The 24,482-nt window shown below is 60.1% G+C and carries 22 protein-coding genes; 18 read left to right on the forward strand and 4 right to left on the reverse strand.

Features of this window, described 5'->3' with window-relative positions; translation table 11 throughout:
- Nucleotides 1–27 precede the first annotated feature (27 nt).
- The 8 genes from dnaE to ispD all read left to right on the forward strand — a co-directional run bounded on the left by dnaE (nucleotide 28) and on the right by ispD (nucleotide 11,456).
- Complete coding sequence (gene dnaE / locus KZX66_RS24470; protein WP_248083800.1) at nucleotides 28–3,549, forward strand: DNA polymerase III subunit alpha; 3,522 nt, start codon at nucleotides 28–30, stop codon at nucleotides 3,547–3,549.
- Between the two features lie 138 nt (nucleotides 3,550–3,687).
- Entirely contained in the window at nucleotides 3,688–4,635 is a 948-nt protein-coding gene (locus tag KZX66_RS24475; RefSeq protein WP_248083801.1) for an acetyl-CoA carboxylase carboxyltransferase subunit alpha, read from the forward strand.
- 144 nt (nucleotides 4,636–4,779) lie between these two features.
- Entirely contained in the window at nucleotides 4,780–6,099 is a 1,320-nt protein-coding gene (gene tilS, locus KZX66_RS24480) for a tRNA lysidine(34) synthetase TilS (protein ID WP_248083802.1), read from the forward strand.
- A 273-nt stretch (nucleotides 6,100–6,372) separates the two neighbouring features.
- Complete coding sequence (locus KZX66_RS24485) at nucleotides 6,373–8,004, forward strand: CTP synthase (protein ID WP_248083803.1); 1,632 nt, start codon at nucleotides 6,373–6,375, stop codon at nucleotides 8,002–8,004.
- A 5-nt stretch (nucleotides 8,005–8,009) separates the two neighbouring features.
- A complete protein-coding gene (gene kdsA, locus KZX66_RS24490) occupies nucleotides 8,010–8,855 on the forward strand; it encodes a 3-deoxy-8-phosphooctulonate synthase (RefSeq protein WP_248083804.1) in 846 nt (281 codons plus the stop codon).
- Nucleotides 8,856–9,012: 157 nt separating this feature from the next.
- Entirely contained in the window at nucleotides 9,013–10,302 is a 1,290-nt protein-coding gene (eno, locus tag KZX66_RS24495; protein ID WP_029297253.1) for a phosphopyruvate hydratase, read from the forward strand.
- Nucleotides 10,303–10,473: 171 nt separating this feature from the next.
- Nucleotides 10,474–10,752 carry a cell division protein FtsB gene (gene ftsB, locus KZX66_RS24500; RefSeq protein WP_248083805.1) on the forward strand — a complete coding sequence of 93 codons (279 nt, stop codon included), beginning with the start codon at nucleotides 10,474–10,476 and terminating at the stop codon, nucleotides 10,750–10,752.
- Nucleotides 10,749–11,456, forward strand: coding sequence for a 2-C-methyl-D-erythritol 4-phosphate cytidylyltransferase (ispD, locus tag KZX66_RS24505; protein WP_248083806.1), 708 nt, complete (start codon nucleotides 10,749–10,751; stop codon nucleotides 11,454–11,456). Before ftsB ends, ispD begins: the two co-directional genes overlap by 4 nt.
- Nucleotides 11,457–11,487: 31 nt before the next feature.
- Here ispD and KZX66_RS24510 read toward each other — a convergent pair whose 3' ends face one another.
- On the reverse strand, nucleotides 11,488–12,384 hold the full coding sequence (locus KZX66_RS24510) for a LysR substrate-binding domain-containing protein (RefSeq protein ID WP_248083807.1): 897 nt from the start codon (nucleotides 12,382–12,384) through the stop codon (nucleotides 11,488–11,490).
- Between the two features lie 108 nt (nucleotides 12,385–12,492).
- Here KZX66_RS24510 and KZX66_RS24515 point away from each other — a divergent pair, with 108 nt between their 5' ends.
- From KZX66_RS24515 to rpoS, 8 genes are all read left to right on the forward strand, one after another.
- Nucleotides 12,493–13,605 (forward strand): S-(hydroxymethyl)glutathione dehydrogenase/class III alcohol dehydrogenase, encoded by a 1,113-nt coding sequence (locus KZX66_RS24515; protein ID WP_017137160.1) that lies wholly within the window; start codon nucleotides 12,493–12,495, stop codon nucleotides 13,603–13,605.
- An 88-nt stretch (nucleotides 13,606–13,693) separates the two neighbouring features.
- Nucleotides 13,694–14,539 (forward strand): S-formylglutathione hydrolase, encoded by an 846-nt coding sequence (fghA, locus tag KZX66_RS24520; protein ID WP_248083808.1) that lies wholly within the window; start codon nucleotides 13,694–13,696, stop codon nucleotides 14,537–14,539.
- Nucleotides 14,540–14,593: 54 nt separating this feature from the next.
- On the forward strand, nucleotides 14,594–15,067 hold the full coding sequence (ispF, locus tag KZX66_RS24525) for a 2-C-methyl-D-erythritol 2,4-cyclodiphosphate synthase (RefSeq protein WP_248083809.1): 474 nt from the start codon (nucleotides 14,594–14,596) through the stop codon (nucleotides 15,065–15,067).
- Entirely contained in the window at nucleotides 15,064–16,122 is a 1,059-nt protein-coding gene (gene truD, locus KZX66_RS24530; RefSeq protein ID WP_248083810.1) for a tRNA pseudouridine(13) synthase TruD, read from the forward strand. The genes ispF and truD overlap by 4 nt, the downstream gene beginning before the upstream one ends.
- Entirely contained in the window at nucleotides 16,110–16,859 is a 750-nt protein-coding gene (surE, locus tag KZX66_RS24535) for a 5'/3'-nucleotidase SurE (RefSeq protein ID WP_248083811.1), read from the forward strand. The genes truD and surE overlap by 13 nt, the downstream gene beginning before the upstream one ends.
- A gap of 41 nt (nucleotides 16,860–16,900) precedes the next feature.
- Nucleotides 16,901–17,536, forward strand: a complete 636-nt coding sequence (locus KZX66_RS24540) for a protein-L-isoaspartate(D-aspartate) O-methyltransferase (protein ID WP_248083845.1) — start codon at nucleotides 16,901–16,903, stop codon at nucleotides 17,534–17,536.
- Nucleotides 17,537–17,743: 207 nt separating this feature from the next.
- Nucleotides 17,744–18,580, forward strand: a complete 837-nt coding sequence (locus KZX66_RS24545; protein WP_248083812.1) for a peptidoglycan DD-metalloendopeptidase family protein — start codon at nucleotides 17,744–17,746, stop codon at nucleotides 18,578–18,580.
- Between the two features lie 105 nt (nucleotides 18,581–18,685).
- Nucleotides 18,686–19,690 (forward strand): RNA polymerase sigma factor RpoS, encoded by a 1,005-nt coding sequence (gene rpoS, locus KZX66_RS24550; RefSeq protein ID WP_248083813.1) that lies wholly within the window; start codon nucleotides 18,686–18,688, stop codon nucleotides 19,688–19,690.
- Nucleotides 19,691–19,839: 149 nt separating this feature from the next.
- Here rpoS and KZX66_RS24555 read toward each other — a convergent pair whose 3' ends face one another.
- Nucleotides 19,840–20,049 carry a cold-shock protein gene (locus tag KZX66_RS24555; RefSeq protein WP_002554837.1) on the reverse strand — a complete coding sequence of 70 codons (210 nt, stop codon included), beginning with the start codon at nucleotides 20,047–20,049 and terminating at the stop codon, nucleotides 19,840–19,842.
- Nucleotides 20,050–20,438: 389 nt separating this feature from the next.
- Here KZX66_RS24555 and dcd point away from each other — a divergent pair, with 389 nt between their 5' ends.
- Both dcd and KZX66_RS24565 read left to right on the forward strand, forming a co-directional pair.
- Nucleotides 20,439–21,005, forward strand: coding sequence for a dCTP deaminase (dcd, locus tag KZX66_RS24560; protein ID WP_248083814.1), 567 nt, complete (start codon nucleotides 20,439–20,441; stop codon nucleotides 21,003–21,005).
- A 107-nt stretch (nucleotides 21,006–21,112) separates the two neighbouring features.
- A complete protein-coding gene (locus tag KZX66_RS24565; RefSeq protein WP_010212420.1) occupies nucleotides 21,113–21,310 on the forward strand; it encodes a hypothetical protein in 198 nt (65 codons plus the stop codon).
- Between the two features lie 23 nt (nucleotides 21,311–21,333).
- Here KZX66_RS24565 and pdeM read toward each other — a convergent pair whose 3' ends face one another.
- Nucleotides 21,334–21,984, reverse strand: coding sequence for a ligase-associated DNA damage response endonuclease PdeM (gene pdeM / locus KZX66_RS24570; protein ID WP_248083815.1), 651 nt, complete (start codon nucleotides 21,982–21,984; stop codon nucleotides 21,334–21,336).
- Nucleotides 21,984–24,464 carry a ligase-associated DNA damage response DEXH box helicase gene (locus KZX66_RS24575; protein ID WP_248083816.1) on the reverse strand — a complete coding sequence of 827 codons (2,481 nt, stop codon included), beginning with the start codon at nucleotides 24,462–24,464 and terminating at the stop codon, nucleotides 21,984–21,986. Before KZX66_RS24575 ends, pdeM begins: the two co-directional genes overlap by 1 nt.
- Nucleotides 24,465–24,482 lie beyond the last annotated feature (18 nt).

Here is a 24,482-nt window from a genome sequence, read left to right on the forward strand (position 1 = left end):
TGTTTCCACGTATAAGACAGGATCACTATGCCGGCTTCATTCGTTCACCTGCGCCTGCACACTGAGTACTCCCTGGTCGACGGCCTGGTACGAATCAAACCCCTGGTCAAAACCCTGGTGGGCATGAACATGCCTGCAGTCGCGGTGACCGACCAGAACAACATGTGTTCCCTGGTCAAGTTCTACAAGAACGCCATGGGCGCCGGCATCAAGCCGATCTGCGGTGCCGACCTGTGGCTGTCCAACAAGGACCCGGACAATGCCCTGAGCCGTATCAGCCTGCTGGCGATGAACGGCGTGGGTTATCGCAACCTTACCGAACTGATTTCCCGCGGGTTTATCGATGGTCAGCGCAATGGCTCGATCATCATTGAGCGCGAGTGGGTGGCCGAGGCCAGTGAAGGTCTGATCATGCTGTCGGCCGCCAAAGAGGGCGAGATCGGTCTTGCGCTGCTGGGCGGCAACCCCCACGAAGCTGAAGTGCTGGCCAAGGAGTGGATGCAGGTCTTCCCGGATCGCTTCTACCTGGAAGTGCAGCGCACCAACCGCCCCAATGATGAGGAGCACCTGCACGCCGCCGTGGCCCTGGCCGACAAGCTGGGCGCGCCGCTGGTGGCGACCAACGATGTGCGGTTTATCAAGAAAGAAGATTTCGAAGCCCACGAGACCCGCGTATGCATCGGTGAAGGTCGGGCCCTGGATGACCCGCGCCGCTCCAAGAATTACAGCGAAGAGCAGTACCTCAAAAGCGCCGAGGAAATGGCCGAGCTGTTCAGCGACTTGCCCGAGGCCCTGGAAAACTCCGTCGAGATCGCCAAGCGCTGCAACATCGAAGTGAAGCTGGGCAAGCACTTCCTGCCCAACTTCCCGATCCCCGATGGCATGACCATCGACGAGTATTTCCGCAAGGTGTCGTTTGATGGTCTGGAGGAGCGTCTCAGCGTTCTGTTGCCCAAGGACACCACCGAAGATTACGAAGCCAAGCGCCAGGTCTACGTCGATCGGCTGAATTTCGAGCTGGATATCATCATCCAGATGGGGTTCCCCGGTTACTTCCTGATCGTAATGGACTTTATCCAGTGGGCCAAAAGCAACGGCGTGCCGGTAGGGCCTGGCCGTGGGTCGGGTGCCGGGTCGCTGGTGGCCTATGTGCAGAAGATCACCGACCTCGACCCCCTGGAATATGACCTGCTGTTCGAACGGTTCCTGAACCCGGAGCGGGTCTCCATGCCCGACTTCGACGTCGACTTCTGCATGGACGGTCGCGACCGCGTAATCGAATACGTGGCCGAGAAATACGGCCGCAACGCCGTGAGCCAGATCATCACCTTCGGGTCCATGGCCGCCAAGGCGGTTATCCGCGACGTGGCACGGGTGCAGGGCAAGTCTTACGGCTTGGCGGATCGCCTGTCGAAGATGATCCCGTTCGAAGTCGGCATGACCCTTGAAAAGGCCTATGAGCAGGAAGAGATCCTGCGCGACTTTATCAAGGTCGATGAAGAAGCCGCCGAAATCTGGGACATGGCGCGCAAGCTTGAAGGTGTGGTGCGTAACGTCGGCAAACACGCCGGTGGTGTGGTTATCGCGCCGACCAAGCTCACCGACTTTTCGCCGATCTACTGCGATGAAGAGGGCGGCGGCCTGGTGACCCAGTTCGACAAAGACGACGTGGAGGCGGCCGGCCTGGTGAAGTTCGACTTCCTTGGCCTGCGGACCCTGACCATCATCGACTGGGCGCTCAAGACCATCAATCGCGACCGCGCCAAGGTCAACGAAGAGCCGCTGGATATCGCGTTTATCCCGCTGGACGACAAGCCGACCTACACCCTGCTGCAAAAAGCCGAGACCACCGCGGTGTTCCAGCTCGAGTCGCGCGGCATGAAAGAGCTGATCAAAAAGCTCAAGCCCGACTGCCTGGAAGACTTGATCGCACTGGTGGCGCTGTTCCGTCCAGGCCCGCTGCAATCGGGCATGGTTGACGACTTTATCAACCGCAAGCACGGCCGCGCCGAACTGGCTTACCCGCACTCCGACTACCAGTACGAAGGCCTCAAGCCCGTATTGGCACCCACCTACGGCATTATCCTGTATCAGGAACAGGTGATGCAGATCGCCCAGGTGATGGCCGGTTATACCCTCGGCGGCGCGGACATGCTGCGTCGAGCCATGGGTAAAAAGAAACCCGAGGAAATGGCCAAGCAGCGCGGCGGTTTCATTGAGGGTTGCGCCACCAACAATATCGACGCGGACCTGGCGGGTAACATCTTCGACCTGGTGGAAAAATTCGCCGGTTATGGCTTCAACAAATCCCACTCCGCGGCCTACGGGCTGGTGTCGTACCAGACCGCCTGGCTCAAAGCCCACTACCCGGCGCCGTTCATGGCCGCGGTACTTTCGGCGGATATGCACAACACCGATAAGGTCGTGACCCTGATTGAGGAAGTGCGCACCATGAAGCTGCGCCTCGACGCGCCGGACGTGAACGCCTCGGAGTTCAAGTTCACGGTGAACGACGAAGGCCGCATCATCTACGGCCTCGGTGCAATCAAGGGCGTGGGCGAAGGCCCGGTGGAAGCGATTACCGAAGCGCGTCAGGACGGACCGTTCAAGGACCTGTTCGATTTCTGTGCGCGGGTTGACCTCAAGCGCATCAACAAGCGAACCCTTGATGGCCTGATCCGCAGCGGCGCGTTGGACCGTCTCGGCCCGTATTTCCATGATGAGCCGAAGGCCTATCAGGCCAATATCGACCGCAACCGCGCGGTGCTGCTCACCGCCATGGAAGAAGCGATCAAGGCCGCCGAGCAGACCGCCCGCACCCACGACAGCGGCCACGCCGACCTGTTTGGCGGGTTGTTCGTCGAAGAGGACGCAGATGTCTACGGCAATCACCGCAAGGCCAAGGAACTGACCCTCAAGGAACGCCTCAAGGGTGAAAAAGACACCTTGGGTCTGTATCTGACCGGCCATCCGATCGACGAATACGAAGGCGAGATCCGCCGTTTTGCCCGCCAGCGCATCATCGACCTGAAACCGGCACGGGATACCCAGACCGTGGCCGGCATGATCATCGCCCTGCGGGTGATGAAAAATAAAAAGGGCGACAAGATGGGCTTCATCACCCTCGACGACCGCTCGGGCCGGATCGAAGCGTCGCTGTTTGCCGATGCGTTCCATTCCGCGCAATCGCTGTTGCAGACCGATGCGATGGTGGTGGTGGAAGGGGAGGTCAGCAATGATGACTTCTCCGGCGGCCTGCGCCTGCGCATCAAACGCGTGATGAGCATGGAAGATGCGCGCACCAACCTGGCCGAAAGCCTGCGCTTGAAGGTGAAAACCGAAGCGCTCAAAGGCGATCAGCTACGCTGGTTGGGCGACCTGCTCAAGCGCCACCGGGGTGCATGCCCGGTCACGATGGAGTACACCGGCAGCGACGCCAAGGCCATGTTGCAGTTCGGTGAGACGTGGCGAATTGATCCTGCTGATGGCTTGATTCAAGCATTGCGTGACCAGTTCGGCCGTGACAACGTCTTCCTCCAATACCGTTGACGGCCAGGTGATAGCATTTCGCCTGATCTCGACTGAACATTTAATCTCGACCTAAACGCGCCTCTCCCTTAAGGTAGGGCGCGAATAGACAACCGGCTGGCCAGGCACGCCCTGGCCGTCGACCCAAGACGGACGCTTATGAACCCGAATTTTCTTGATTTCGAACAGCCGATCGCTGACCTGCAAGCCAAGATCGAAGAGCTGCGCCTGGTCGGCAATGACAATTCGCTGAATATCGGCGATGAGATCGCCCGCCTGCAAGACAAGAGCAGCACGCTCACCGAAGACATCTTCGGCAAGCTGACCAGTTGGCAGATTGCGCGCCTGGCTCGCCACCCGCGCCGTCCGTACACCCTGGACTACATTCAGCATATCTTCACCGAATTCGACGAGCTGCACGGCGATCGTCACTTCTCCGACGACGCGGCCATCGTGGGTGGCATCGCGCGTTTGGACGACCAGCCAGTCATGGTTATCGGTCACCAGAAAGGCCGTGAAGTGCGTGAGAAAGTGCGCCGCAACTTCGGCATGCCGCGTCCGGAAGGCTACCGCAAGGCCTGCCGCCTGATGGAAATGGCTGAGCGTTTCAAGATGCCAATCCTGACCTTCATCGATACGCCAGGGGCTTACCCAGGTATCGACGCCGAAGAGCGCAACCAGAGCGAAGCGATTGCCTGGAACCTGCGCGTCATGTCCCGCCTGAAAACCCCGATCATCGCCACCGTGATCGGTGAAGGTGGTTCTGGCGGTGCACTGGCCATTGGTGTCTGCGACCAACTGAACATGCTGCAATATTCGACCTACGCGGTGATCTCGCCGGAAGGTTGCGCCTCGATTCTGTGGAAAACCGCCGACAAGGCGCCGGACGCTGCCGAAGCCATGGGCATCACCGCCGATCGCCTCAAGGGCCTGGGTATCGTGGACAAAGTGATCGCCGAGCCGTTGGGCGGCGCCCACCGCGATCCTGCCGCTGCTGCTGCCACCATCCGTGCTGAACTGGGTTCGCAGTTGGCGATGCTCAAGAAGCTGGATAACGAAGCACTGCTGGCCCGTCGTTATGAGCGCCTGATGAGCTACGGTCTGTAAAGTCCGTTCTAAATGTGGACGTGGCCCGCCTTGGTGAGCGGGCTTGTCGAATCGTCGCACCGCCCGCGCTGGGCTGCGAAGCAGCCCTATGGGTTCTGAGGAACCCATAGTCGAACGTATCCAGGGTCGGGGGCGGTACATCTGATGAAACCCCTGCTCCCCGCCAAACTCCTGCAAGCCCTGGCTCCCTGGCGCAACGCCCCGGCCTGGCATATCGCCTTCTCTGGTGGGCTCGATTCCACCGTCTTGCTGCACCTGCTGGCCTCCCTTGCAACGACCGAAACGCTGCCGCCTCTCAGAGCGGTCCATGTGCATCATGGCCTGCAAGCGGCAGCCGATGCCTGGCCGGCTCATTGCCAAGCGGTATGTGACCGCCTGGGCGTGCCGTTGCGGGTGATGCATGTGCACGTGCAGCCAGGCGCCAGCCTTGAGCGCGCGGCCCGTGATGCGCGTTATCAGGCGTTCGAAGAGGTGACGGGAGCAGGGGAGACGCTGCTGACGGGCCAGCACCGCGAGGATCAGGCCGAAACCTTATTGTTCCGTCTGTTGCGCGGGGCGGGCGTGCGCGGGCTGTCGGCAATGCCCGTGTGTCGGCCGTTGGCGGGTGGTTACCTGCTGCGGCCGTTATTGGATGTGTCGCGCGTTGAGCTGCACGTGTATGCCCGCGAGCACCAACTGCAGTGGATCGAAGACCCGTCCAACACGGACCCGCGCTTTTCGCGTAACTACCTGCGGCAACACGTGTTCCCGATGCTGACGGCGCGCTGGCCTCAAACCGTCCCCAGTCTGGCGCGCGCCGCTGAACACCTCAGTGAAGCCCAGGGGCTACTGGATGACTTGGCCCGTATGGACCTTGAGGTCGCAGACCAACCTTCGCCCTTTGCCTGGCTGCCCCTGCCGTCACTGGCCGTTGCGTCACTGCGTGAGCTTTCCGATGCCCGTCAGCGCAACGCCTTGCGTTACTGGCTGACTCCGCTTACACGTTTACCTGACAGCGACCACTGGTCCGGCTGGCATTGCCTGCGCGATGCCAAGGGCGATGCACAGCCACTGTGGCGCCTGGCCGACGGCGAGTTGCAGCGCGGCGGCGGGCGCATCTGGTGGTTGCCGCGTGAATGGTCGGAATTTTCCCACGCAACGGTGAGCTGGCCCGATCCGCAAAGCCCACTAGAGTTACCCGGCAATGGCCGCTTGGAACTGATCGGCCAAGTGCCCCCAGGACCGTTGACGGTTCGCTATCGCCAAGGCGGTGAAATCCTAGAAGTGCCCGGTCGGGGTCGGCGTGACTTGAAGCGCCTACTCAACGAAAGTGGGCTGCCGGGCTTCGTCCGTGGCAGATTGCCGCTGCTGTATCGTGGCGAGCAATTGCTGGGTGTGCCCAGCGTTGCTGGATCTTGGGCGGTCACGACTGAAGGCTGGCAATTACATTGGATGCCACAGACCTGCGATCAAGGTTTGAGCTGATAGAGCCTTTCCGGTAGACTACGCTCCCTTCTTGATACAACTTCTGTGGATTCGCCTGAATCGCAGGAGTTGCCGATTACCAAGCAGTCTTTGCTGGGCGATTCCAAAAAATGTGTAGCGATCAACGTACCGGTGTTTCATTGCTGGTCTGTCACAACGCGGCGGTTTTTTTGAAAGGTGCACTGTGATTAATGCAGGTGATCGGGGGCTTCGGCCTCTCTTCGCTTTCCCCGGCGGCTCGGACCGCTTTAACGCAGACTTCTAGGGTTTTTCATGACGCGCTACATATTCGTCACGGGCGGTGTTGTTTCTTCATTGGGGAAAGGCATTGCCTCCGCTTCATTGGCGGCCATCCTGGAGGCGCGGGGGCTTAAAGTCACCATGCTCAAGCTGGACCCGTACATCAACGTCGACCCGGGCACCATGAGCCCGTTCCAGCACGGTGAAGTGTTCGTCACACACGACGGCGCCGAGACCGACCTGGACCTGGGCCACTACGAGCGGTTCATCCGCACGACCATGACCCAGAACAACAACTTCACCACCGGCCGTGTCTACGAGCATGTGCTGCGCAAAGAGCGTCGTGGTGACTACCTGGGTGCAACCATCCAGGTAATCCCGCACATCACCGACGAAATCAAGCGCCGCATCATCAAGGGTGCCGGCGATGCCGACGTGGCGATGGTCGAGATCGGTGGCACCGTGGGTGACATCGAATCCCAGCCGTTCCTCGAAGCCATCCGCCAATTGCGTTTCGAAGTCGGCGCCAAGCGCGCGATGCTGATGCACCTGACCTTGGTGCCGTACATCGCCACCGCCGGCGAAACCAAAACCAAGCCTACCCAGCACTCGGTCAAGGAACTGCGTTCCATTGGTCTGCAACCGGACGTGCTGGTGTGCCGCTCGGATCACCCGATCGACATCTCCTCGCGTCGCAAGATCGCGCAGTTCACTAACGTTGAAGAACGCGCGGTGATTGCCCTGGAAGACGCCGACACCATCTACAAAATCCCCGGCATCCTGCATTCGCAAGGCCTGGACGATTTCGTGGTTGAGCGTTTTGGCCTGCAGTGCAATGGCGCTGACTTGTCCGAGTGGGAAGCCGTGGTCGACGCCAAGCTCAATCCGGAGCACGAAGTCACCATCGCCATGGTCGGCAAGTACATGGAACTGCTGGATGCATACAAGTCGCTGATCGAAGCGATGAGCCACGCCGGTATCAGCAACCGTACCAAGGTCAACCTGCGCTACATCGACTCCGAAGACATCGAGAACCAGGGCACTGCGCTGCTCGAGGGTGTCGATGCAATCCTCGTACCCGGCGGTTTCGGCCTGCGTGGCGTGGAAGGCAAGATCACCGCCGTGCAGTACGCTCGTGAGAACAAGGTGCCGTACCTGGGGATCTGCCTGGGCATGCAAGTGGCCGTTATCGAGTTCGCCCGTAACGTGCTGGGCTGGAAAGACGCCAACTCCACCGAGTTCGACAGCAAGAGCGGCCACCCGGTCGTGGGCCTGATCACTGAGTGGGAAGACGCCACTGGCGCCGTTGAGACCCGTACCGAAAGCTCCGACCTGGGCGGCACCATGCGCCTTGGCGCACAGGACTGCCTGCTGGAACAGGGTTCCCTGGTTCACGATTGCTACGGCAAGGATGTGATCGTCGAGCGTCACCGTCACCGTTACGAAGTGAACAACAACCTGCTGCCGCAGATCAAAGAAGCCGGCCTGAAAATTTCCGGTCGCTCCGGTGATGGCGCGCTGGTTGAAGTGGTTGAAGCACCGGATCATCCATGGTTCGTCGCCTGCCAGTTCCACCCGGAGTTCACCTCGACTCCACGTGACGGTCACCCGTTGTTCAGCGGTTTCGTTAAAGCCGCACTGACGCAACATCAGAAGAAGGCGTAAACCTGATGGCCCAGAAGATCATTCGCGTAGGCGACATCGAGATTGCCAACGACAAGCCCATGGTGCTGTTTGGCGGCATGAACGTACTGGAAAGCCGCGACATGGCGATGCAGGTCTGTGAAGCGTACGTCAAGGTTACCGAGAAACTCGGTATCCCTTACGTGTTCAAGGCCAGCTTCGACAAGGCCAACCGTTCGTCCGTGACCTCCTATCGCGGCCCAGGTCTTGAAGAAGGCATGCGGATCTTCCAGGACATCAAGCAAGCCTTCGGCGTGCCGATCATTACCGACGTCCACGAGCCTGAACAGGCCGCGGTCGTCGCCGAGGTATGCGACATCATCCAGTTGCCGGCCTTCCTGTCGCGCCAGACCGATCTGGTCGTGGCGATGGCCAGGACCGGCGCTGTGATCAATATCAAGAAAGCCCAGTTCCTCGCGCCTCAGGAAATGAAACACATCCTGAACAAGTGCGTGGAAGCGGGTAACGACCAGTTGATCCTGTGCGAGCGCGGTTCGAGCTTCGGCTACAACAACCTCGTGGTGGACATGCTTGGTTTCGGCATCATGAAGCAGTTCGAATACCCGGTGTTCTTCGACGTGACCCACGCGCTGCAAATGCCCGGTGGTCGTGCCGATTCCGCTGGTGGGCGCCGTGCCCAGGTGCTGGACCTGGCCAAGGCGGGCATCAGCCAGTCCCTGGCCGGCCTGTTCCTGGAAGCCCATCCGGACCCGGATAACGCCAAATGCGACGGCCCATGCGCCCTGCGCCTGGACAAACTGGAGCCATTCCTGGCCCAGCTCAAGCAACTGGACGAACTGGTCAAGAGTTTTCCGACGGTAGAGACCGCGTAAGCCGCGTTTCTCCGGTAGACTTTCCCACGTTTTCTGCTCAGGCCCTCGGGCCTGAGCCTTGTCGCCTGCAAGCCTGCCCCGTTGTTCCACCCTTGCGGTCGGTCAAAAGTTTCCCTTCAGCTGCGTCGTTTTCGTCAACTTTGGAGTGTTTACAACAATGGCAAAAATCGTCGACATCAAAGGTCGTGAAGTTCTCGACTCCCGTGGCAACCCCACCGTCGAAGCCGACGTGCTTCTCGATAACGGCATCATCGGCAGCGCCTGCGCGCCGTCCGGTGCTTCCACCGGTTCGCGCGAAGCGCTGGAACTGCGTGATGGCGACAAGAGCCGTTACCTGGGCAAGGGTGTACTCAAGGCTGTAGCCAACATCAACGGCCCGATTCGTGACCTGCTGCTGGGCAAGGACCCGCTGGACCAAAAAGCCCTGGACCACGCGATGATCAAGCTCGACGGCACCGAAAACAAAGGTAGCCTGGGCGCGAACGCCATCCTCGCCGTGTCCCTGGCCGCAGCCAAGGCGGCCGCCCAGGACCAGGACCTGCCGCTGTACGCGCACATCGCCAACCTGAACGGCACGCCGGGTGTGTACTCGATGCCGGTACCGATGATGAACATCATCAACGGTGGCGAGCACGCCGATAACAACGTCGATATCCAGGAATTCATGGTGCAGCCGGTTGGCGCCAAGACCTTCTCCGAAGGCCTGCGCATGGGCACCGAGATTTTCCATCACCTCAAGGCTGTGCTGAAGGCCCGTGGCCTGAGCACCGCAGTGGGTGACGAAGGTGGTTTCGCGCCCAACCTGGCGTCCAACGAAGATGCACTGAAAGTGATCTCCGAAGCCGTGGCCAATGCCGGCTACAAGCTGGGCACCGACGTGACCCTGGCTCTGGACTGCGCGGCCAGCGAGTTCTATGAAGACGGCAAGTACAACCTGTCCGGCGAAGGCCAGGTGTTCAACTCCGAAGGTTTTGCCGAATACCTGAAGGGCCTGACCCAGCGCTACCCGATCATCTCGATCGAAGACGGCCTGGACGAGTCCGACTGGGACGGCTGGAAGATCCTCACCGATAAAATCGGCGAGAAAATCCAGTTGGTGGGCGACGACTTGTTCGTGACCAACACCAAGATCCTGAAAGAAGGCATCGACAAAAAGATCGCCAACTCGATCCTGATCAAGTTCAACCAGATCGGCACCCTGACCGAAACCCTGGAAGCTATCCAGATGGCCAAGGCTGCGGGCTACACCGCGGTGATCTCCCATCGCTCCGGCGAAACCGAAGACTCGACCATTGCCGACCTGGCTGTGGGCACCTCGGCAGGCCAGATCAAGACCGGTTCCCTGTGCCGTTCCGATCGCGTTTCCAAGTACAACCAATTGCTGCGCATCGAAGAGCAATTGGGTGGCAAAGCCAAGTACAACGGTCGCGGCGAGTTTCGCGGCTGATCGCTGAGTAGTAAAAAGTCAGCGGATTGCGTCGGAAAATTCACGATAGTGAACATTTCGGCGTTAATCTGATGGCTATCAAGCACAAGCCTGGTTCTTCCAGGCTTCGTGCTATCAGTTGCTTCAAAAGTTTTGCATGGCTGTCTTTTTTCACTGGATACCCGATATTCGATGCGCAGTCCCAATTGGTTGTTCCTCGTCTTGCTCTTGTTGCTGGCTGGCCTGCAGTACCGCCTATGGGTGGGTAATGGCAGCTTTGCCCAGGTAAAAGACCTGACCCAGCAAATTGCCGACCAGCGCGCCGAAAACGAACGCCTGCTGGAGCGCAATCGCGTGCTCTACGCCGAAGTGCTTGAGCTGAAAAAAGGCACGGAGACTGTTGAAGAGCGGGCGCGCCATGAGTTGGGCATGGTCAAGGAGGGCGAGACCCTCTACCAGTTGGCCCAATGAGCAACAGCTTACCGGCCTTCTGGGCCGTGATTCCTGCCGCGGGCGTCGGTGCCCGTATGGCCGCGGACCGTCCCAAGCAATATTTGCAGTTGGGCGGGCGCACTATTCTCGAACACAGTCTCTGCTGTTTTCTCGACCATCCAGCGCTCAAGGGCCTAGTGGTCAGTCTTGCTCCGGATGATCCCTATTGGCCCACGCTGGCCTGTTCTGTTGACCCGCGTATCCAGCGCGCAGACGGCGGTTCAGAGCGCTCGGGCTCGGTACTCAATGCACTGCTGCACTTGAACGCCCTGGGCGCCAGTGATGACGACTGGGTGCTGGTGCATGATGCTGCCCGGCCCAATTTGAGCCGTGATGATCTCGACAAACTGTTAAGCGAGCTGGCTGATGATCCTGTCGGTGGTCTGCTGGCGGTGCCGGCCCGTGACACCCTCAAGCGTGTCGACAAGCTCGGTCGCGTGGTGGAAACCGTGGATCGCAGCTTGATCTGGCAAGCCTACACGCCGCAAATGTTCCGCCTCGGTGCCTTGCACCGCGCATTGGCCGACAGCCTGGTGGCCGACGCGGTCATCACTGACGAAGCCTCGGCCATGGAATGGTCCGGCCAGGCGCCACGCCTGATCGAAGGGCGCTCGGACAATATCAAGGTGACCCGGCAGGAGGATCTTGAGTGGTTGCGGTTGCGCTGGGTTAACCGGCGTTAATCAGTTGCCGCGTCGCCCCTTCAGTGAGCGATCAACTGCTGTACTCCGGCCGTCCAGCCAACCCCTCCTTCAAAAAGTCCACCAACTTTCGAACCTTGGGCGACAAATGCCGCTGCTGCGGATACAGCGCCCACACCGCCGTATTCGGCGGCTGATGCGCCTCCAGCAGCGACACCAGCGCCCCGCTGTGCAAGTGCTGCAGTACGTAATAGTCGGGCAACTGGCACAACCCCACGCCTTGCAATGCGGCCTCCAACACCGCCTGCCCACTGTTGCAACGCCAGTTTCCCTGCACTCGCTGAGAAAACTCCCGCCCATCCTGGGCCAGTTGCCAGACGTCCGAACTGCCGATCAGGCAGTTATGTCGGCTCAACTCCGACAAACTATGCGGACGGCCGTACCGTTTGAGGTAGGACGGCGACGCGCAGAGGTACATGCGCCGTGGCGCCAGGCGGCTGGCAACCATCCTCGAGTCTGAAAGGCGTCCCAGGCGAATCGCCAGGTCCAAACCCTCTTGCACGAGGTCGAGTTGGCGGTTGCTCAGTTCGATGTCCACCCGCAACTGCGGGTAAAGCCCCATGAAGCGCGTCACCAACGGCACGATAAACCGCTCGCCGTACGCCACGGCACAGGTCATGCGCAGCATGCCCTTGGGTTCACTGGTCAGGTCGCCCACCGCGCGCAGCGCTTCTTCGCGTCCGTCTTGCAGGCGTTGGCAATGCTGGAGGAAGGTTTGCCCGGCTTCGGTCAGCGTCACTTTGCGGGTGCTGCGGTACAACAAGCGTGTTTGCAGGCGCTCTTCCAGGCGCGCGACCTGACGGCTGATATGGGACGAGGAAACGCCCAGGCGTTCGGCGGCGGCAGTGAACTGGCTGCATTCGGCCACCGCGACAAATTCATCGATGCCTTCCCAGCGGTTCTCCAACATGATGATTATCCCTGTGCAGCAATAATGTTTTGCTTTGTGCCGGATTATTAATCGCTGAGCCCTGTTTTACACTGCCGTTCTCACTTTTAAGCCCCTGGAGAAACCCGGATGATCAAGTCACGCGCCGCTGTCGCCTTTGAAGCCAAAAAACCGCTGGAGATCGTCGAAGTGGATGTCGCCATGCCCAAGGCGGGTGAAGTCCTGCTGCGCGTGGTGGCTTCCGGCGTATGCCACACCGACGCCTACACCCTGTCGGGCGCGGACCCGGAAGGCATCTTCCCGTCGATCCTGGGTCACGAAGGCGGCGCTGTGGTTGAAGCGATCGGCGAGGGCGTCACCTCGGTTGCCGTGGGTGATCATGTGATTCCGCTGTACACCCCGGAATGCGGCAAGTGCAAATTCTGCCTGTCGGGCAAGACCAACCTGTGCCAGGCCATTCGCTCCACCCAGGGTAAAGGCCTGATGCCCGACGGCACCACGCGTTTTTCCTACAAGGGCCAGCCGATTTTCCACTACATGGGGACCTCGACCTTCTCGGAGTACACCGTGCTGCCGGAAATTTCCGTGGCCAAGATTCCTAAAGAGGCACCGCTGGAAAAAGTCTGCCTGCTCGGTTGCGGCGTCACCACCGGCATTGGTGCGGTGATCAATACCGCCAAGGTCAAGCCGGGCGACACCGTGGCCATCTTCGGTCTTGGCGGTATAGGCCTGTCGGCTGTGATCGGTGCGGTCAAAGCCAAGGCCGGTCGCATCATCGCGATCGATATCAACCCGGCCAAGTTTGAAATCGCCAAGCAATTGGGCGCCACCGATTGCATCAACCCAAAAGACTACGACCGCCCGATCCAGGACGTGATCGTCGATTTGACTGACGGTGGTGTGGACTTTTCCTTCGAGTGCATCGGCAACGTGCAACTGATGCGCGCGGCCCTCGAGTGCTGCCACAAAGGCTGGGGCGAGTCGGTGATTATCGGTGTGGCCGGTGCCGGGCAGGAAATCTCTACTCGACCTTTCCAGTTGGTGACCGGTCGCGTTTGGCGCGGTTCGGCCTTCGGCGGCGTGCGTGGCCGTACGGAATTGCCTAGCTACGTGGAAATGGCCCAGACCGGTGAAATCCCGCTGGATACCTTCATCACCCACACCATGGGCCTGGAAGATATCAACAAAGCGTTTGACCTGATGCATGAAGGCAAGAGCATTCGTACCGTCATTCATTTTTGAAGCAGCGGCAAGTTGCAAGCGTCAAGCTGCAAGAGGGTTTACGCCCACATGCGGCTTGTAGCTTTCGGCTTGCAGTTGGGAGCATCCCATGAGTCTGGAAAACCTGTCGTGCCAGAAAAGCTTCGGTGGCTGGCACAAACGCTACAAGCATCATTCCGATGTGCTCGGTTGCGACATGACCTTTGCTGTGTACCTGCCGCCGCAAGCGGAGCAGGGCGGCAAGCTGCCGGTGCTGTACTGGCTGTCCGGGTTGACCTGCACCGATGAGAATTTCATGCAGAAGGCCGGCGCTCAGCGCATGGCTGCCGAACTGGGGCTGATCATCGTTGCGCCCGACACCAGCCCACGTGGTCCCGGCGTGCCGGGCGACCCTGATAACGCCTGGGATTTTGGCCTGGGGGCCGGGTTTTATCTGAATGCCACCCAGGAACCCTGGGCCAAGCATTACCGGATGCATGACTACGTGGTGCAGGAATTACCTGCATTGGTGGAAGCGCATTTCCCGGCGTCGGGCAAGCGCGGTATCAGCGGCCACTCCATGGGCGGTCACGGAGCATTGGTGTGTGCTCTGCGCAACCCTGGGCGTTACCTCTCGGTGTCGGCGTTTTCGCCGATCAACAACCCGATGGATTGCCCCTGGGGCCAGAAAGCCTTTTCCCGTTACCTGGGCGAAGAACGCTCGAAGTGGCGCGAATGGGATGCCTGCGTGTTGATCAGCGAAGCCTCGGAAAAGCTGCCGCTGCTGGTGGATCAAGGCGACCGCGACGATTTCCTCGCCGTGCAACTCAAGCCAGAAGCCCTGCAGCAAGCAGCCAAAGCGGCCAAGCATCCGCTCGAACTGCGCCTGCAACCCGGCTACGACCACAGCTACTTCTTCATCGCCAGCTTCATCGAAGACCATTTGCGACACCATGGCCGTGCTTTGCTCGGTTAATGTGAGGCAAAAGTAGGTAGAATCACGCCCTGAATTAAATCGGGGCGTTTTTTTATGCGTATTGGCCACGGCTACGATGTGCACCGTTTCGCTGAAGGCGATTTCATCACCCTGGGCGGCGTGCGCATTGCGCACCACCATGGGTTGCTGGCTCATTCCGACGGCGATGTTGTGTTGCACGCCTTGAGCGATGCCTTGCTCGGCGCGGCGGCGTTGGGTGACATCGGCAAGCACTTTCCGGACACCGACCCTACTTTCAAGGGCGCGGACAGCCGTGTATTGCTGCGCCATGTGGTGGGCCTTATCCATGCCAAAGGCTGGAAAGTCGCTAACGTCGACAACACCATCGTGGCCCAGGCGCCGAAAATGGCGCCCCATATCGAGTCGATGCGCGCAGTGATTGCCGCAGACCTGCACATAGAATTGGATCAAGTGAACGTGAAAGCCACCACCACCGAAAAGCTCGGGTTCACCGGTCGTGAAGAGGGCATCGCGGTGCACTCCGTCGCCTTGTTGCTGCGCGCATGAATGATCTGGAACTGCTGGGTCCGCGTGCCTACGGCGAGGCCCTGGGCAGCGCGGTCCTGAAGGCCACTGCCGAAGATTTTCAGGTCGACGAAGTACTGGATATCCCGCTGAGCGGCGACGGCGAGCACCTGTGGCTGTGGGTGGAAAAACGCGGCCTCAACACGGAGGAAGCGGCCCGCCGTATCGCCAAGGCTGCCGGCGTGCCGCTGCGCACCGTCAGCTATGCCGGGCTCAAGGATCGCCAGGCGCTGACCCGCCAATGGTTCAGTGTGCAACTGCCGGGCAAGGCTGACCCGGATATGAGCGCTGCGCAGAACGACACGCTCAAGATCCTTAAAACCGCCCGCCACAGGCGTAAATTGCAGCGCGGTGCGCACTCGGCCAACGGCTTTACGTTGCGTCTTACTCAGTTGGTCGGTGATACCGCCGCCATCGACGCGCGCCTGCAACAGATTGCACAACATGGCATTCCCAATTACTTCGGCGCCCAGCGTTTTGGTCATAACGGCGGCAACGTCGTGGACGCACGCGAGTGGGCGGCCCGCAAGGCCTTGCCGGAACAGCGCAACGTGCGTTCGCGGTTGCTGTCCACCGCGCGCAGCTTCCTGTTTAACAAGGTGCTGGCGGCACGTGTCGCCGATGGCTCCTGGCAGCGGGCTCAGGTCGGAGACCTGCTGGCGTTCACCGACAGCCGCAGTTTTTTCCCGGCGGGCGAGGCGGAATGCAGCGACCCACGCCTGGCGATCCTGGACCTGCACCCCACCGGGCCGCAGTGGGGCGAGGGTGATTCGCCCGCGACAGGTGCTACCCATGAACTCGAACAGGCCATCGCGGCCGGTGAGGCCGACCTGCGTGATTGGCTGGTGAATGCCGGCATGAGCCAGGAACGTCGCATTCTGCGGCTGCCCATTGGCGGGTTGACGTGGCATTATCCCGGGCCTGACATTCTGCAATTGGAATTCGTCCTGCCGGCCGGATGCTTCGCCACTGTCTTGGTGCGCGAGCTTGTTGATCTGGTGCCGGTGGGGCAGACGGACAGCCCATGCGTATTCTGATATCTAACGATGACGGTGCCACCGCACCCGGTCTTGCCGCGCTCTATGCTGCGCTGCAGGATTACGCCGAGTGCGTGGTGGTTGCCCCCGACCAGGACAAAAGCGGCGCGAGCAGTTCGCTGACACTCGACCGTCCGCTGCACCCGCAGGTCCTGGCCAATGGCTTTATCAGTGTGAACGGCACGCCCACCGACTGCGTGCACCTGGCGATCAACAGCTTGCTGGATCATGAGCCGGACCTGGTGGTGTCGGGTATCAACCTTGGCGCCAACCTGGGTGACGATGTGTTGTATTCCGGTACCGTGGCGGCCGCGCTCGAAGGGCGTTTCCTGGGGCGTACCTCGTTCGCGTTTTCCTTGGCCTCGCGCCAATTGGACAACCTGCCCACCGCTGCCTATTTTGCGCGCAAGCTGGTGGAGGCCCAAGGTTCGCTGGACTTGCCGCCGCGCACGGTACTCAACGTCAATATCCCCAATTTGCCCCTGGATCACATTCGCGGTATTCAACTGACACGGCTGGGCCATCGCGCCCGCGCGGCGGCCCCGTTGAAAGTGGTCGATCCGCGTGGCAAGGAAGGCTATTGGATCGCGGCAGCGGGCGATGCCGAAGATGGTGGCGAGGGCACGGACTTTCACGCGGTGATGCAAGGTTATGTGTCGATTACCCCGTTGCAACTCGATCGCACCTTCAGTGACGCCTTCCGCGGTCTCGATGGCTGGCTGGAGGGGCTGCGCTGATGGCTCGTGAACAAGACGACCTGCTACGTCGTGGCATCGGGATGACCTCCCAGCGCACCCGTGAGCGTTTGATCCAGCGCCTGTACGAAGAGGGCCTGTCCAACGCCCAGGTGCTCGAAGTGATCCGTCGCACCCCGCGTCATCTCTTCGTCGATGAGGCCCTGGCCCATCGTGCATACGAAGACACGGCATTGCCCATCGGCCATAACCAGACCATCTCCCAGCCTTATATGGTGGCGCGCATGAGCGAGCTGCTGCTGGCGGCGGGCCCCCTGGACAAAGTGCTGGAGATCGGCACCGGCTCCGGCTACCAGACGGCGGTGTTGTCGCAGTTGGTGGAGCGGGTGTTTTCGGTCGAGCGCATCAAGGTGTTGCAGGATCGCGCCAAGGAACGCCTGGTGGAACTGAACCTGCGCAACGTGGTATTCCGCTGGGGCGATGGCTGGGAAGGCTGGCCGGCGCTGGCGCCGTACAACGGCATTATTGTGACCGCCGTGGCTACCGATGTTCCGCAAGCGCTGCTCGATCAATTGGCCCCCGGCGGGCGATTGGTTATCCCGGTGGGCTCGGGTGAAGTGCAACAATTGATGCTTATCGTGCGCGAAGAAAACGGTTTTTCCCGGCATGTGCTCGGCGCCGTACGCTTTGTGCCGTTGCTCAACGGCCCGCTGGCTTGATCAATTTTCGTCGGCAGTGAATTCCGCTGCCGGGGATGTGTCTTACGGCGGGGTCTATCAAGTCAACACGATGGACGCAGCGATTCAACACACTGAATCATTGGTTTCAGTGGTGTGCCGGTAAAACTTCAATGCCCAGTTATACTTGCGGCATATTCCAGGCCTGATACAGGCGTACATGTTCAGCCACCATAAAGGGAGCGGCGGGTGAGTCTCACAGGTCTTGCGCAGCGTATGAGTAAAACAAGTTTTCAACGACTGGTGCTTGGCCTCGTCTTCGGTTCCTTGTTGGTAGGCTGTTCCAGCTCGCCAAGCAGCGGCGCGCGGGTCGTTGACCGCAATAGTGCCGCACCGCAAAAGCCGACGGTGACCACCGGGCAATATGTGGTGCGCAAGGGCGACACGCTGTTCTCGATCGCCTTCCGTTATGGCTGGGACTACAAGGCGCTTGCAGCCCGTAACAATATTCCTGTGCCGTACACGATCCACCCGGGTCAGACGATTCGCTTCGATGGGCGCACCGGTTCTACACCTACGGCAGTTGTGACAAACACCCGATCCTCGCCATCTTCGTCGAGCAAAACCACGATCATCACCCGGCCTGCCGGTACGCCGGCGGCGACGTCGACAAGCAAGTCGGCCCCCGCCCCGTTGCCCCCGGCAGGGCCCGCACCGACTGGTTGGGGATGGCCTTCGAACGGCGTGTTAATTGGAAAATTCTCTTCAAACGGTAGTTTGAATAAAGGCATTGATATCGCCGGGGATTTGGGACAGCCTGTTTTAGCTGCGTCTGATGGGACAGTGGTGTACGCCGGGAGTGGTTTACGGGGCTACGGCGAGCTGGTCATCATCAAACACAGCGATACCTACGTCAGTGCCTACGGTCATAACCGCAGGCTGTTGGTTCGGGAGGGGCAGCAGGTCAAAGTCGGACAGACAATTGCCGAAATGGGGTCAACTGGTACGGACCGGGTGAAACTGCACTTTGAGATTCGCCGTCAAGGGAAGCCTGTAGATCCATTGCAATTCCTACCCCGTCGTTGATGTGTTGCCAGCCTGTTCCCTCACGTAGAAGGAACAGGCTCCAGCGTTGCCAAGGATAAAGGCGTCGCTTGAGCTTGAGGTCGAACTCACCAAAGGACTATAACAATGGCTCTCAGTAAAGAAGCGCCGGAGTTTGACATCGACGATGAGGTTCTCCTTATGGAGACCGGTATCGCAATGGAATCGATGTCGAATGAGGGACCTGCAACACCTTCAGTTCGCACCAAATCCAAGAACTCCACCGCGTTAAAGCAACACAAATACATTGATTACACACGGGCGCTTGATGCTACCCAGCTGTATCTCAATGAAATCGGCTTTTCCCCTCTGCTCACTCCCGAAGAAGAAGTCCATTTTGCGCGCTTGTCGCAAAAGGGAGATCCGGCTGGGCGCAAACGCATGATTGAAAGCAACCTGCGCCTGGTGGTGAAAATCGCCCGACGCTATGTCAATCGTGGACTGTCGCTATTGGATCTGATCGAGGAGGGCAACCTGGGCCTGATCCGGGCGGTGGAGAAGTTCGACCCTGAGCGCGGCTTCCGGTTCTCGACGTATGCTACCTGGTGGATTCGCCAGACCATCGAACGGGCGATCATGAATCAGACCCGTACGATCCGGTTGCCGATCCATGTGGTCAAGGAGCTCAACGTCTACCTGCGGGCAGCGCGTGAACTCACTCAAAAACTCGATCATGAACCTTCTCCCGAAGAGATCGCCAATCTGCTGGAAAAACCGGTAGGTGAGGTCAAGCGCATGCTTGGCCTGAATGAGCGCGTGTCTTCGGTAGACGTCTCGCTGGGCCCGGATTCGGATAAAACTCTGCTGGACACCCTGACGGATGATCGCCCTACAGATCCTTGCGAGCTGTTGCAGGACGATGATCTGTCCCAAAGCATTGACCAGTGGCTATGTGAGCTCACAGACAAGCAGCGTGAGGTGGTGATTCGCCGCTTTGGCCTGCGTGGTCATGAGAGCAGCACTCTGGAGGACGTAGGCCTGGAGATTGGTCTGACTCGCGAGCGTGTGCGGCAGATCCAGGTAGAGGGGCTCAAGCGCCTGCGTGAGATCCTGGAGAAGAATGGCTTGTCGAGTGAGTCGTTGTTTCAATAAGCGCGACGCAGGACCGAAATGTGGGAGCGGGCAAGTCCGCTCCCACATTTTTTTATGCCGGTCTTACATCTTTGCCGTTCGGGCCAAATCTCGGGCATAAAAAAACCCCGCTTTTGAGGGCGGGGTCTTTTCGACTAAGTCAGTACAAGTTAGATAACTTGAACTTCTTCAGCTTGCATGCCTTTCTGACCGCGGGTAGCGATGAAAGAAACCTGTTGGCCTTCTTTCAGGCTTTTGAAGCCGTCGGATTGGATAGCTTTGAAGTGAACGAACAGGTCGTCACCGGATTGTGGAGTGATGAAGCCGAAGCCTTTTTCATCGTTGAACCACTTAACGGTACCAGTTTGGCGATTAGACATGGTGTAACTCCTTGAACAAAGTTAACTGCGACTCAGGAAAAGCCCTGGCCGAGACTGAGTGCAAAGAGCAGGAAAAATTCTTGGAGATGGTTGGATCGAAATTCAACATATCGTGTAGAGATTCTCAGTGACACAAGCAACACAGTGACGCCACCTTAACCCTTTTTCCGGAACGTGCCAATGGTATTTCCGAAGGTTTCTCTAATTTCGTGACTGGCGGTGGTATTTGCATTCACTACGCGCAGCCATCCGGGCCCCGGCCTCGCTGGGTGAGGCTTAAGGCCGCCGGCACATTCACCAAGAAAAGGCCCACGCCCTTTGAACCCCAACGCCGGCCCCGGTAAGATGCCACACAGAATTTTTCCACCTCGCTATTCAGGACACCCGCCATGAGCATCAAATCGGACAAGTGGATTCGCCGCATGGCGCAAGAGCACGGCATGATCGAGCCCTTCGTCGAGCGCCAGATGCGTGGTGAAGGTGCAGAACGCGTCATTTCCTATGGTGTTTCCAGCTATGGCTACGACGTGCGTTGTGCCGATGAATTCAAGGTGTTCACCAACATCAATTCGGCCACCGTCGATCCGAAAAACTTCGACGAAAAGAGCTTCGTCGACATCAAGAGCGACGTGTGCATCATTCCCCCTAACTCCTTTGCCCTGGCACGCACCGTGGAGTTCTTCCGGATTCCCCGCGACGTACTGACCATTTGTCTCGGTAAAAGCACCTACGCGCGCTGCGGCATCATCGTCAACGTGACCCCGCTTGAGCCAGAGTGGGAAGGCCACGTCACCCTCGAGTTCTCCAACACCACCACTTTGCCGGCGAAAATCTACGCCAACGAAGGTGTGGCGCAGATGCTGTTTTTGCAGTCCGACGAGGCCTGTGAAGTGTCCTACAAAGACCGTGGCGGCAAGTACCAGGGCCAACTCGGCGTCACCTTGCCACGGGCTTGATTGAAAGGTCCTACGCGTAAAGGGAATTAGTCTGCAGAAATTGACTCTATTGGGTGTACTGCCTCGGCGCGTGCAAAACGCGCCGGGCCACGCTTGAGGAGTGCCTTATGAAGATCGACCCGCGAATCAGCGCAGAACTTGCCCGGCTGGAACCCAACCAGATTGGTGTGCTGGCCTGGTCCCTGATGGCCGATCCCGCCTATGCGGGCGGCATCCCCGGCCAACCTGAGCCGGACTACCCACAGCCTACCGAGCCTGGCGAACCGACCCTTCCGGATGAGCCGCCACCCGCACCTGTTGCCTGAAGCCTGAGTGGCCAGTCTTTGCCTCAGCGCACTGGCCAGACCTGGTGATCGCCGATCACGAAGATTCGGTGGTCATTGGCTTGCTCCACAGGATGCCCCCCGGTAAACGCGCCGAAGGCCGGCAGAACGCTGACCCGAGCGCCCAACTGAAAGCACGGCAGACGCAGATGCTGGCGTCCTTTGCCGCGCAAGCGATACACCGGGTGCACATGCCCCGCCAGCACATGGTGGCTGGTGTGCGCATCCGGTTCGTGTTGCAAGGCAAACGGCCCCATCAACAATGGCTCGCTGACCACGTCGATCCCCAGGTCGGCAGGCGGGTCCCCCGCGCGCTTATCGTGATTGCCACGAATCAGCGTCATGGGCAGCTCGCAATGACGCGCCCGCCAGCTTCTGAGCGCGTTCAAGGTGCCGCTGGCGTGGGAGCCGGGGCCGTGCAGAAAGTCACCGAGAAAGATGACCTGCGCGCACGGCAGGGCTGCCAACAGCCGATCCAGCCGGTGCAGGTTCTCGGTGGTGGTCCCCTGCGGCACCGGTTGCCCCAGGCTGCGATAGGCCGATGCCTTGCCGAAATGCGCGTCGGCAATCAGCAGGCACCGGCGCGCGGGCCAGTAAATGGCCTTGTCCGCGAGCAACCATAGTTCTTCCCCCTCAAGCGTCACCGGGTAATGCATCAGCGTTTTCCGTTATCCGCGACCTTTTCCAGATCCTTGACCATGCGCGCAATGCGCTCCGACAGCTTTTCTGAACTCATGCTTTCGCGCATCCGCTCCACCTGTAAGGGAAAGGCCAAGGGCGTGGGCCGATCAATGACATGCATGTCCAATTTCAGCGCCGATAGGCGCAGTAATGTCTCTTCCAACCGACGAATATCCAACTCGTCACGCAGGACTTCTTCCCCCGCTTGAGTCAGTAGCAAGTTCTGCGGGTCATATTGCTTGAACACCTCAAAGAACAAACCGCTGGACGCCTGCACCTGCCGCGTACTTTTCGGCGCGCCGGGATAGCCGGCGAACACCAGCCCGGCGATGCGTGCGATTTCACGAAAGCGGCGCAGGGCCAACTCTCCGGCGTTCAGGCTGGCCGCGACGTCCTCAAGCAGATTTGCCGGGCTGAGCAACCCTGCGTTCAGTACAACCGGCCAATCTACCGCCGTAGCGCTCAGCAGTTCCAAACCGTAATCATTGACTGCGATGGAGAAGGTCAGCGGTTGCACCTGACTGACCCGCCACGCCAACAAGCTGGCCAGTCCCAGATGCACTTGGCGCCCGGCGAACGGGTACAGGAACAGGTGCCACCCCTCCCGGGATTTCAACGCTTCGGCCAACAGATGTTCGCGCGTGGGCAGGCCCGACCAGCGCAACTGCGTCTGCAACAGGGGTTGCACCGCGTGCATCTCAGGGCCCTCGAAATGCCCCTGGGCTGCAGCGTCAAAGCGTTCCACCACCGCTTGCGCCAGCTCGTTTGAAAGCGGCATACGCCCGCCATTCCAGCGCGGCACGGCAGCTTTTTTTGCGTTGCTGCGGCGCACGTAGGCAGTCATGTTTTCCACGCGCACCAACTCCAATAAACGCCCGGCAAACAGGAACCCGTCACCGGGCTTGAGCCGCGCGATAAAGCCTTCCTCGATGCTGCCCAGATTCTTACCGCCGCCGCCTTTGCTCCAGAATTTCAGCTGGATGCTGGCGTCGCTGACAATGGTGCCCACGCTCATGCGGTGGCGGCGCGCCAGGCGTGCATCGGGGACGCGCCAGACGCCGCGTTCATCGGGCTCCACGCGGCGGTAATCCGGATAAGCGGTCAGCGACAGACCACCATGGCGCACAAACCCCAGCGCCCAGGCCCAATCCGCCGCGCTGAGGTCGCGATACGCCCAGGCGCCGCGCACTTCGGTGAACAACGCATCGGGGGTAAAACCGGTGCCCAAGGCCATGCTGACCAGATGCTGTACGAGTACGTCCAGCGGCTTGTAGGGTGACTCGCGGGCTTCGATGCGGCGTTCGGCAATCGCGTCCTGGGCCGCGGCGGCCTCCACCAATTCCAGGCTGTGGGTGGGCACCAGCGTCACCCGCGACGGCCGGCCCGGTGCATGGCCGGAGCGGCCAGCGCGTTGCATCAGCCGCGCGACGCCTTTGGCCGAGCCGATCTGCAACACCCGCTCCACCGGTAAAAAATCCACCCCCAGGTCCAGGCTGGAGGTGCACACCACCGCTTTGAGATGGCCCTCCTTCAACGCGCGCTCCACCCAATCACGGGTTTCCCGCGACAGCGAACCGTGGTGCAGCGCGATCACCCCCGCCCAGTCCGGGCGAGCCTCAAGCAGCGCCTGGTACCAGATTTCCGATTGTGCCCGCGTGTTGGTAAACACCAGACAACTGCTGCTGGCGTCCACTTCGGCCACCACCTGCGGCAGCATCTTCAAGCCGATATGCCCGGCCCACGGGAAACGCTCGGCAACCGGTGGCAGCAAGGTGTCGATGATCAACTGCTTGGCCGTCTGCCCCTGCACATTGATCCCGTCGCCGTGTGGGACCAAGACCTCCAGCGCGTGGGCCTGATTACCCAAGGTGGCTGAGATCCCCCACACCATCAATTCTGGATGCCAGCGTCGCAGCCGCGCCAAGGCCAATTGCAGCTGCACGCCCCGCTTATTGCCGATCAACTCATGCCACTCATCCACCACCACCATGCGCAGGTGCGCCAGGCTGGTCTGGCTGTCGGCGCGGGCCAGCATCAGGGTCAGGCTTTCCGGGGTGGTGACCAGGGCGGTCGGTTGGCGACGGGTCTGGCGTGCACGCTCGCTGCTGCTGGTGTCGCCGGTGCGCAGGCCGACACTCCAGGGTATCTGCAAGGCCTCCAGCGGTGCTTCAAGGGCGCGCGCGGTGTCGGCGGCCAATGCCCGCATCGGCGTGATCCACAAAACGGTCAGCGGTTCAGCGGGCGGCTTGCGTTTGCCCGTGACCGGTGGGCGGGTGACGGCGAAGCGATTGAGCGCGGCAAACCATAGCGCGTAGGTTTTACCGGCGCCGGTGCTGGCATGCAGCAAGCCCGAATGGCCGTCTTTAACTGCCGCCCACACCGCTTTTTGAAAGGCGAACGGCTTCCAGCCTTTGGCGGGAAACCATTGCTTGGCGAAGTCGGTGGGTTTTGCCATACGGCAGCTGACATTCCG

This window comes from Pseudomonas sp. EYE_354, assembly GCF_023148575.1.
GTDB lineage: Bacteria > Pseudomonadota > Gammaproteobacteria > Pseudomonadales > Pseudomonadaceae > Aquipseudomonas.

Excerpts from the sequence above, each read along its gene's own strand:
- eno (WP_029297253.1), top strand. The coding sequence starts at position 9,013 with ATGGCAAAAATCGTCGACATCAAAGGTCGTGAAGTTCTCGACTCCCGT.
- ftsB (WP_248083805.1), top strand. The coding sequence starts at position 10,474 with ATGCGCAGTCCCAATTGGTTGTTCCTCGTCTTGCTCTTGTTGCTGGCT.
- fghA (WP_248083808.1), top strand. The coding sequence starts at position 13,694 with ATGAGTCTGGAAAACCTGTCGTGCCAGAAAAGCTTCGGTGGCTGGCAC.
- KZX66_RS24515 (WP_017137160.1), top strand. The coding sequence starts at position 12,493 with ATGATCAAGTCACGCGCCGCTGTCGCCTTTGAAGCCAAAAAACCGCTG.
- truD (WP_248083810.1), top strand. The coding sequence starts at position 15,064 with ATGAATGATCTGGAACTGCTGGGTCCGCGTGCCTACGGCGAGGCCCTG.
- pdeM (WP_248083815.1), bottom strand. The coding sequence starts at position 21,984 with ATGCATTACCCGGTGACGCTTGAGGGGGAAGAACTATGGTTGCTCGCG.
- tilS (WP_248083802.1), top strand. The coding sequence starts at position 4,780 with ATGAAACCCCTGCTCCCCGCCAAACTCCTGCAAGCCCTGGCTCCCTGG.
- rpoS (WP_248083813.1), top strand. The coding sequence starts at position 18,686 with ATGGCTCTCAGTAAAGAAGCGCCGGAGTTTGACATCGACGATGAGGTT.
- KZX66_RS24510 (WP_248083807.1), bottom strand. The coding sequence starts at position 12,384 with ATGTTGGAGAACCGCTGGGAAGGCATCGATGAATTTGTCGCGGTGGCC.
- KZX66_RS24540 (WP_248083845.1), top strand. The coding sequence starts at position 16,901 with ATGACCTCCCAGCGCACCCGTGAGCGTTTGATCCAGCGCCTGTACGAA.
- KZX66_RS24555 (WP_002554837.1), bottom strand. The coding sequence starts at position 20,049 with ATGTCTAATCGCCAAACTGGTACCGTTAAGTGGTTCAACGATGAAAAA.
- dnaE (WP_248083800.1), top strand. The coding sequence starts at position 28 with ATGCCGGCTTCATTCGTTCACCTGCGCCTGCACACTGAGTACTCCCTG.
- KZX66_RS24575 (WP_248083816.1), bottom strand. The coding sequence starts at position 24,464 with ATGGCAAAACCCACCGACTTCGCCAAGCAATGGTTTCCCGCCAAAGGC.
- surE (WP_248083811.1), top strand. The coding sequence starts at position 16,110 with ATGCGTATTCTGATATCTAACGATGACGGTGCCACCGCACCCGGTCTT.
- KZX66_RS24475 (WP_248083801.1), top strand. The coding sequence starts at position 3,688 with ATGAACCCGAATTTTCTTGATTTCGAACAGCCGATCGCTGACCTGCAA.
- KZX66_RS24565 (WP_010212420.1), top strand. The coding sequence starts at position 21,113 with ATGAAGATCGACCCGCGAATCAGCGCAGAACTTGCCCGGCTGGAACCC.
- dcd (WP_248083814.1), top strand. The coding sequence starts at position 20,439 with ATGAGCATCAAATCGGACAAGTGGATTCGCCGCATGGCGCAAGAGCAC.
- KZX66_RS24485 (WP_248083803.1), top strand. The coding sequence starts at position 6,373 with ATGACGCGCTACATATTCGTCACGGGCGGTGTTGTTTCTTCATTGGGG.
- ispD (WP_248083806.1), top strand. The coding sequence starts at position 10,749 with ATGAGCAACAGCTTACCGGCCTTCTGGGCCGTGATTCCTGCCGCGGGC.
- ispF (WP_248083809.1), top strand. The coding sequence starts at position 14,594 with ATGCGTATTGGCCACGGCTACGATGTGCACCGTTTCGCTGAAGGCGAT.
- kdsA (WP_248083804.1), top strand. The coding sequence starts at position 8,010 with ATGGCCCAGAAGATCATTCGCGTAGGCGACATCGAGATTGCCAACGAC.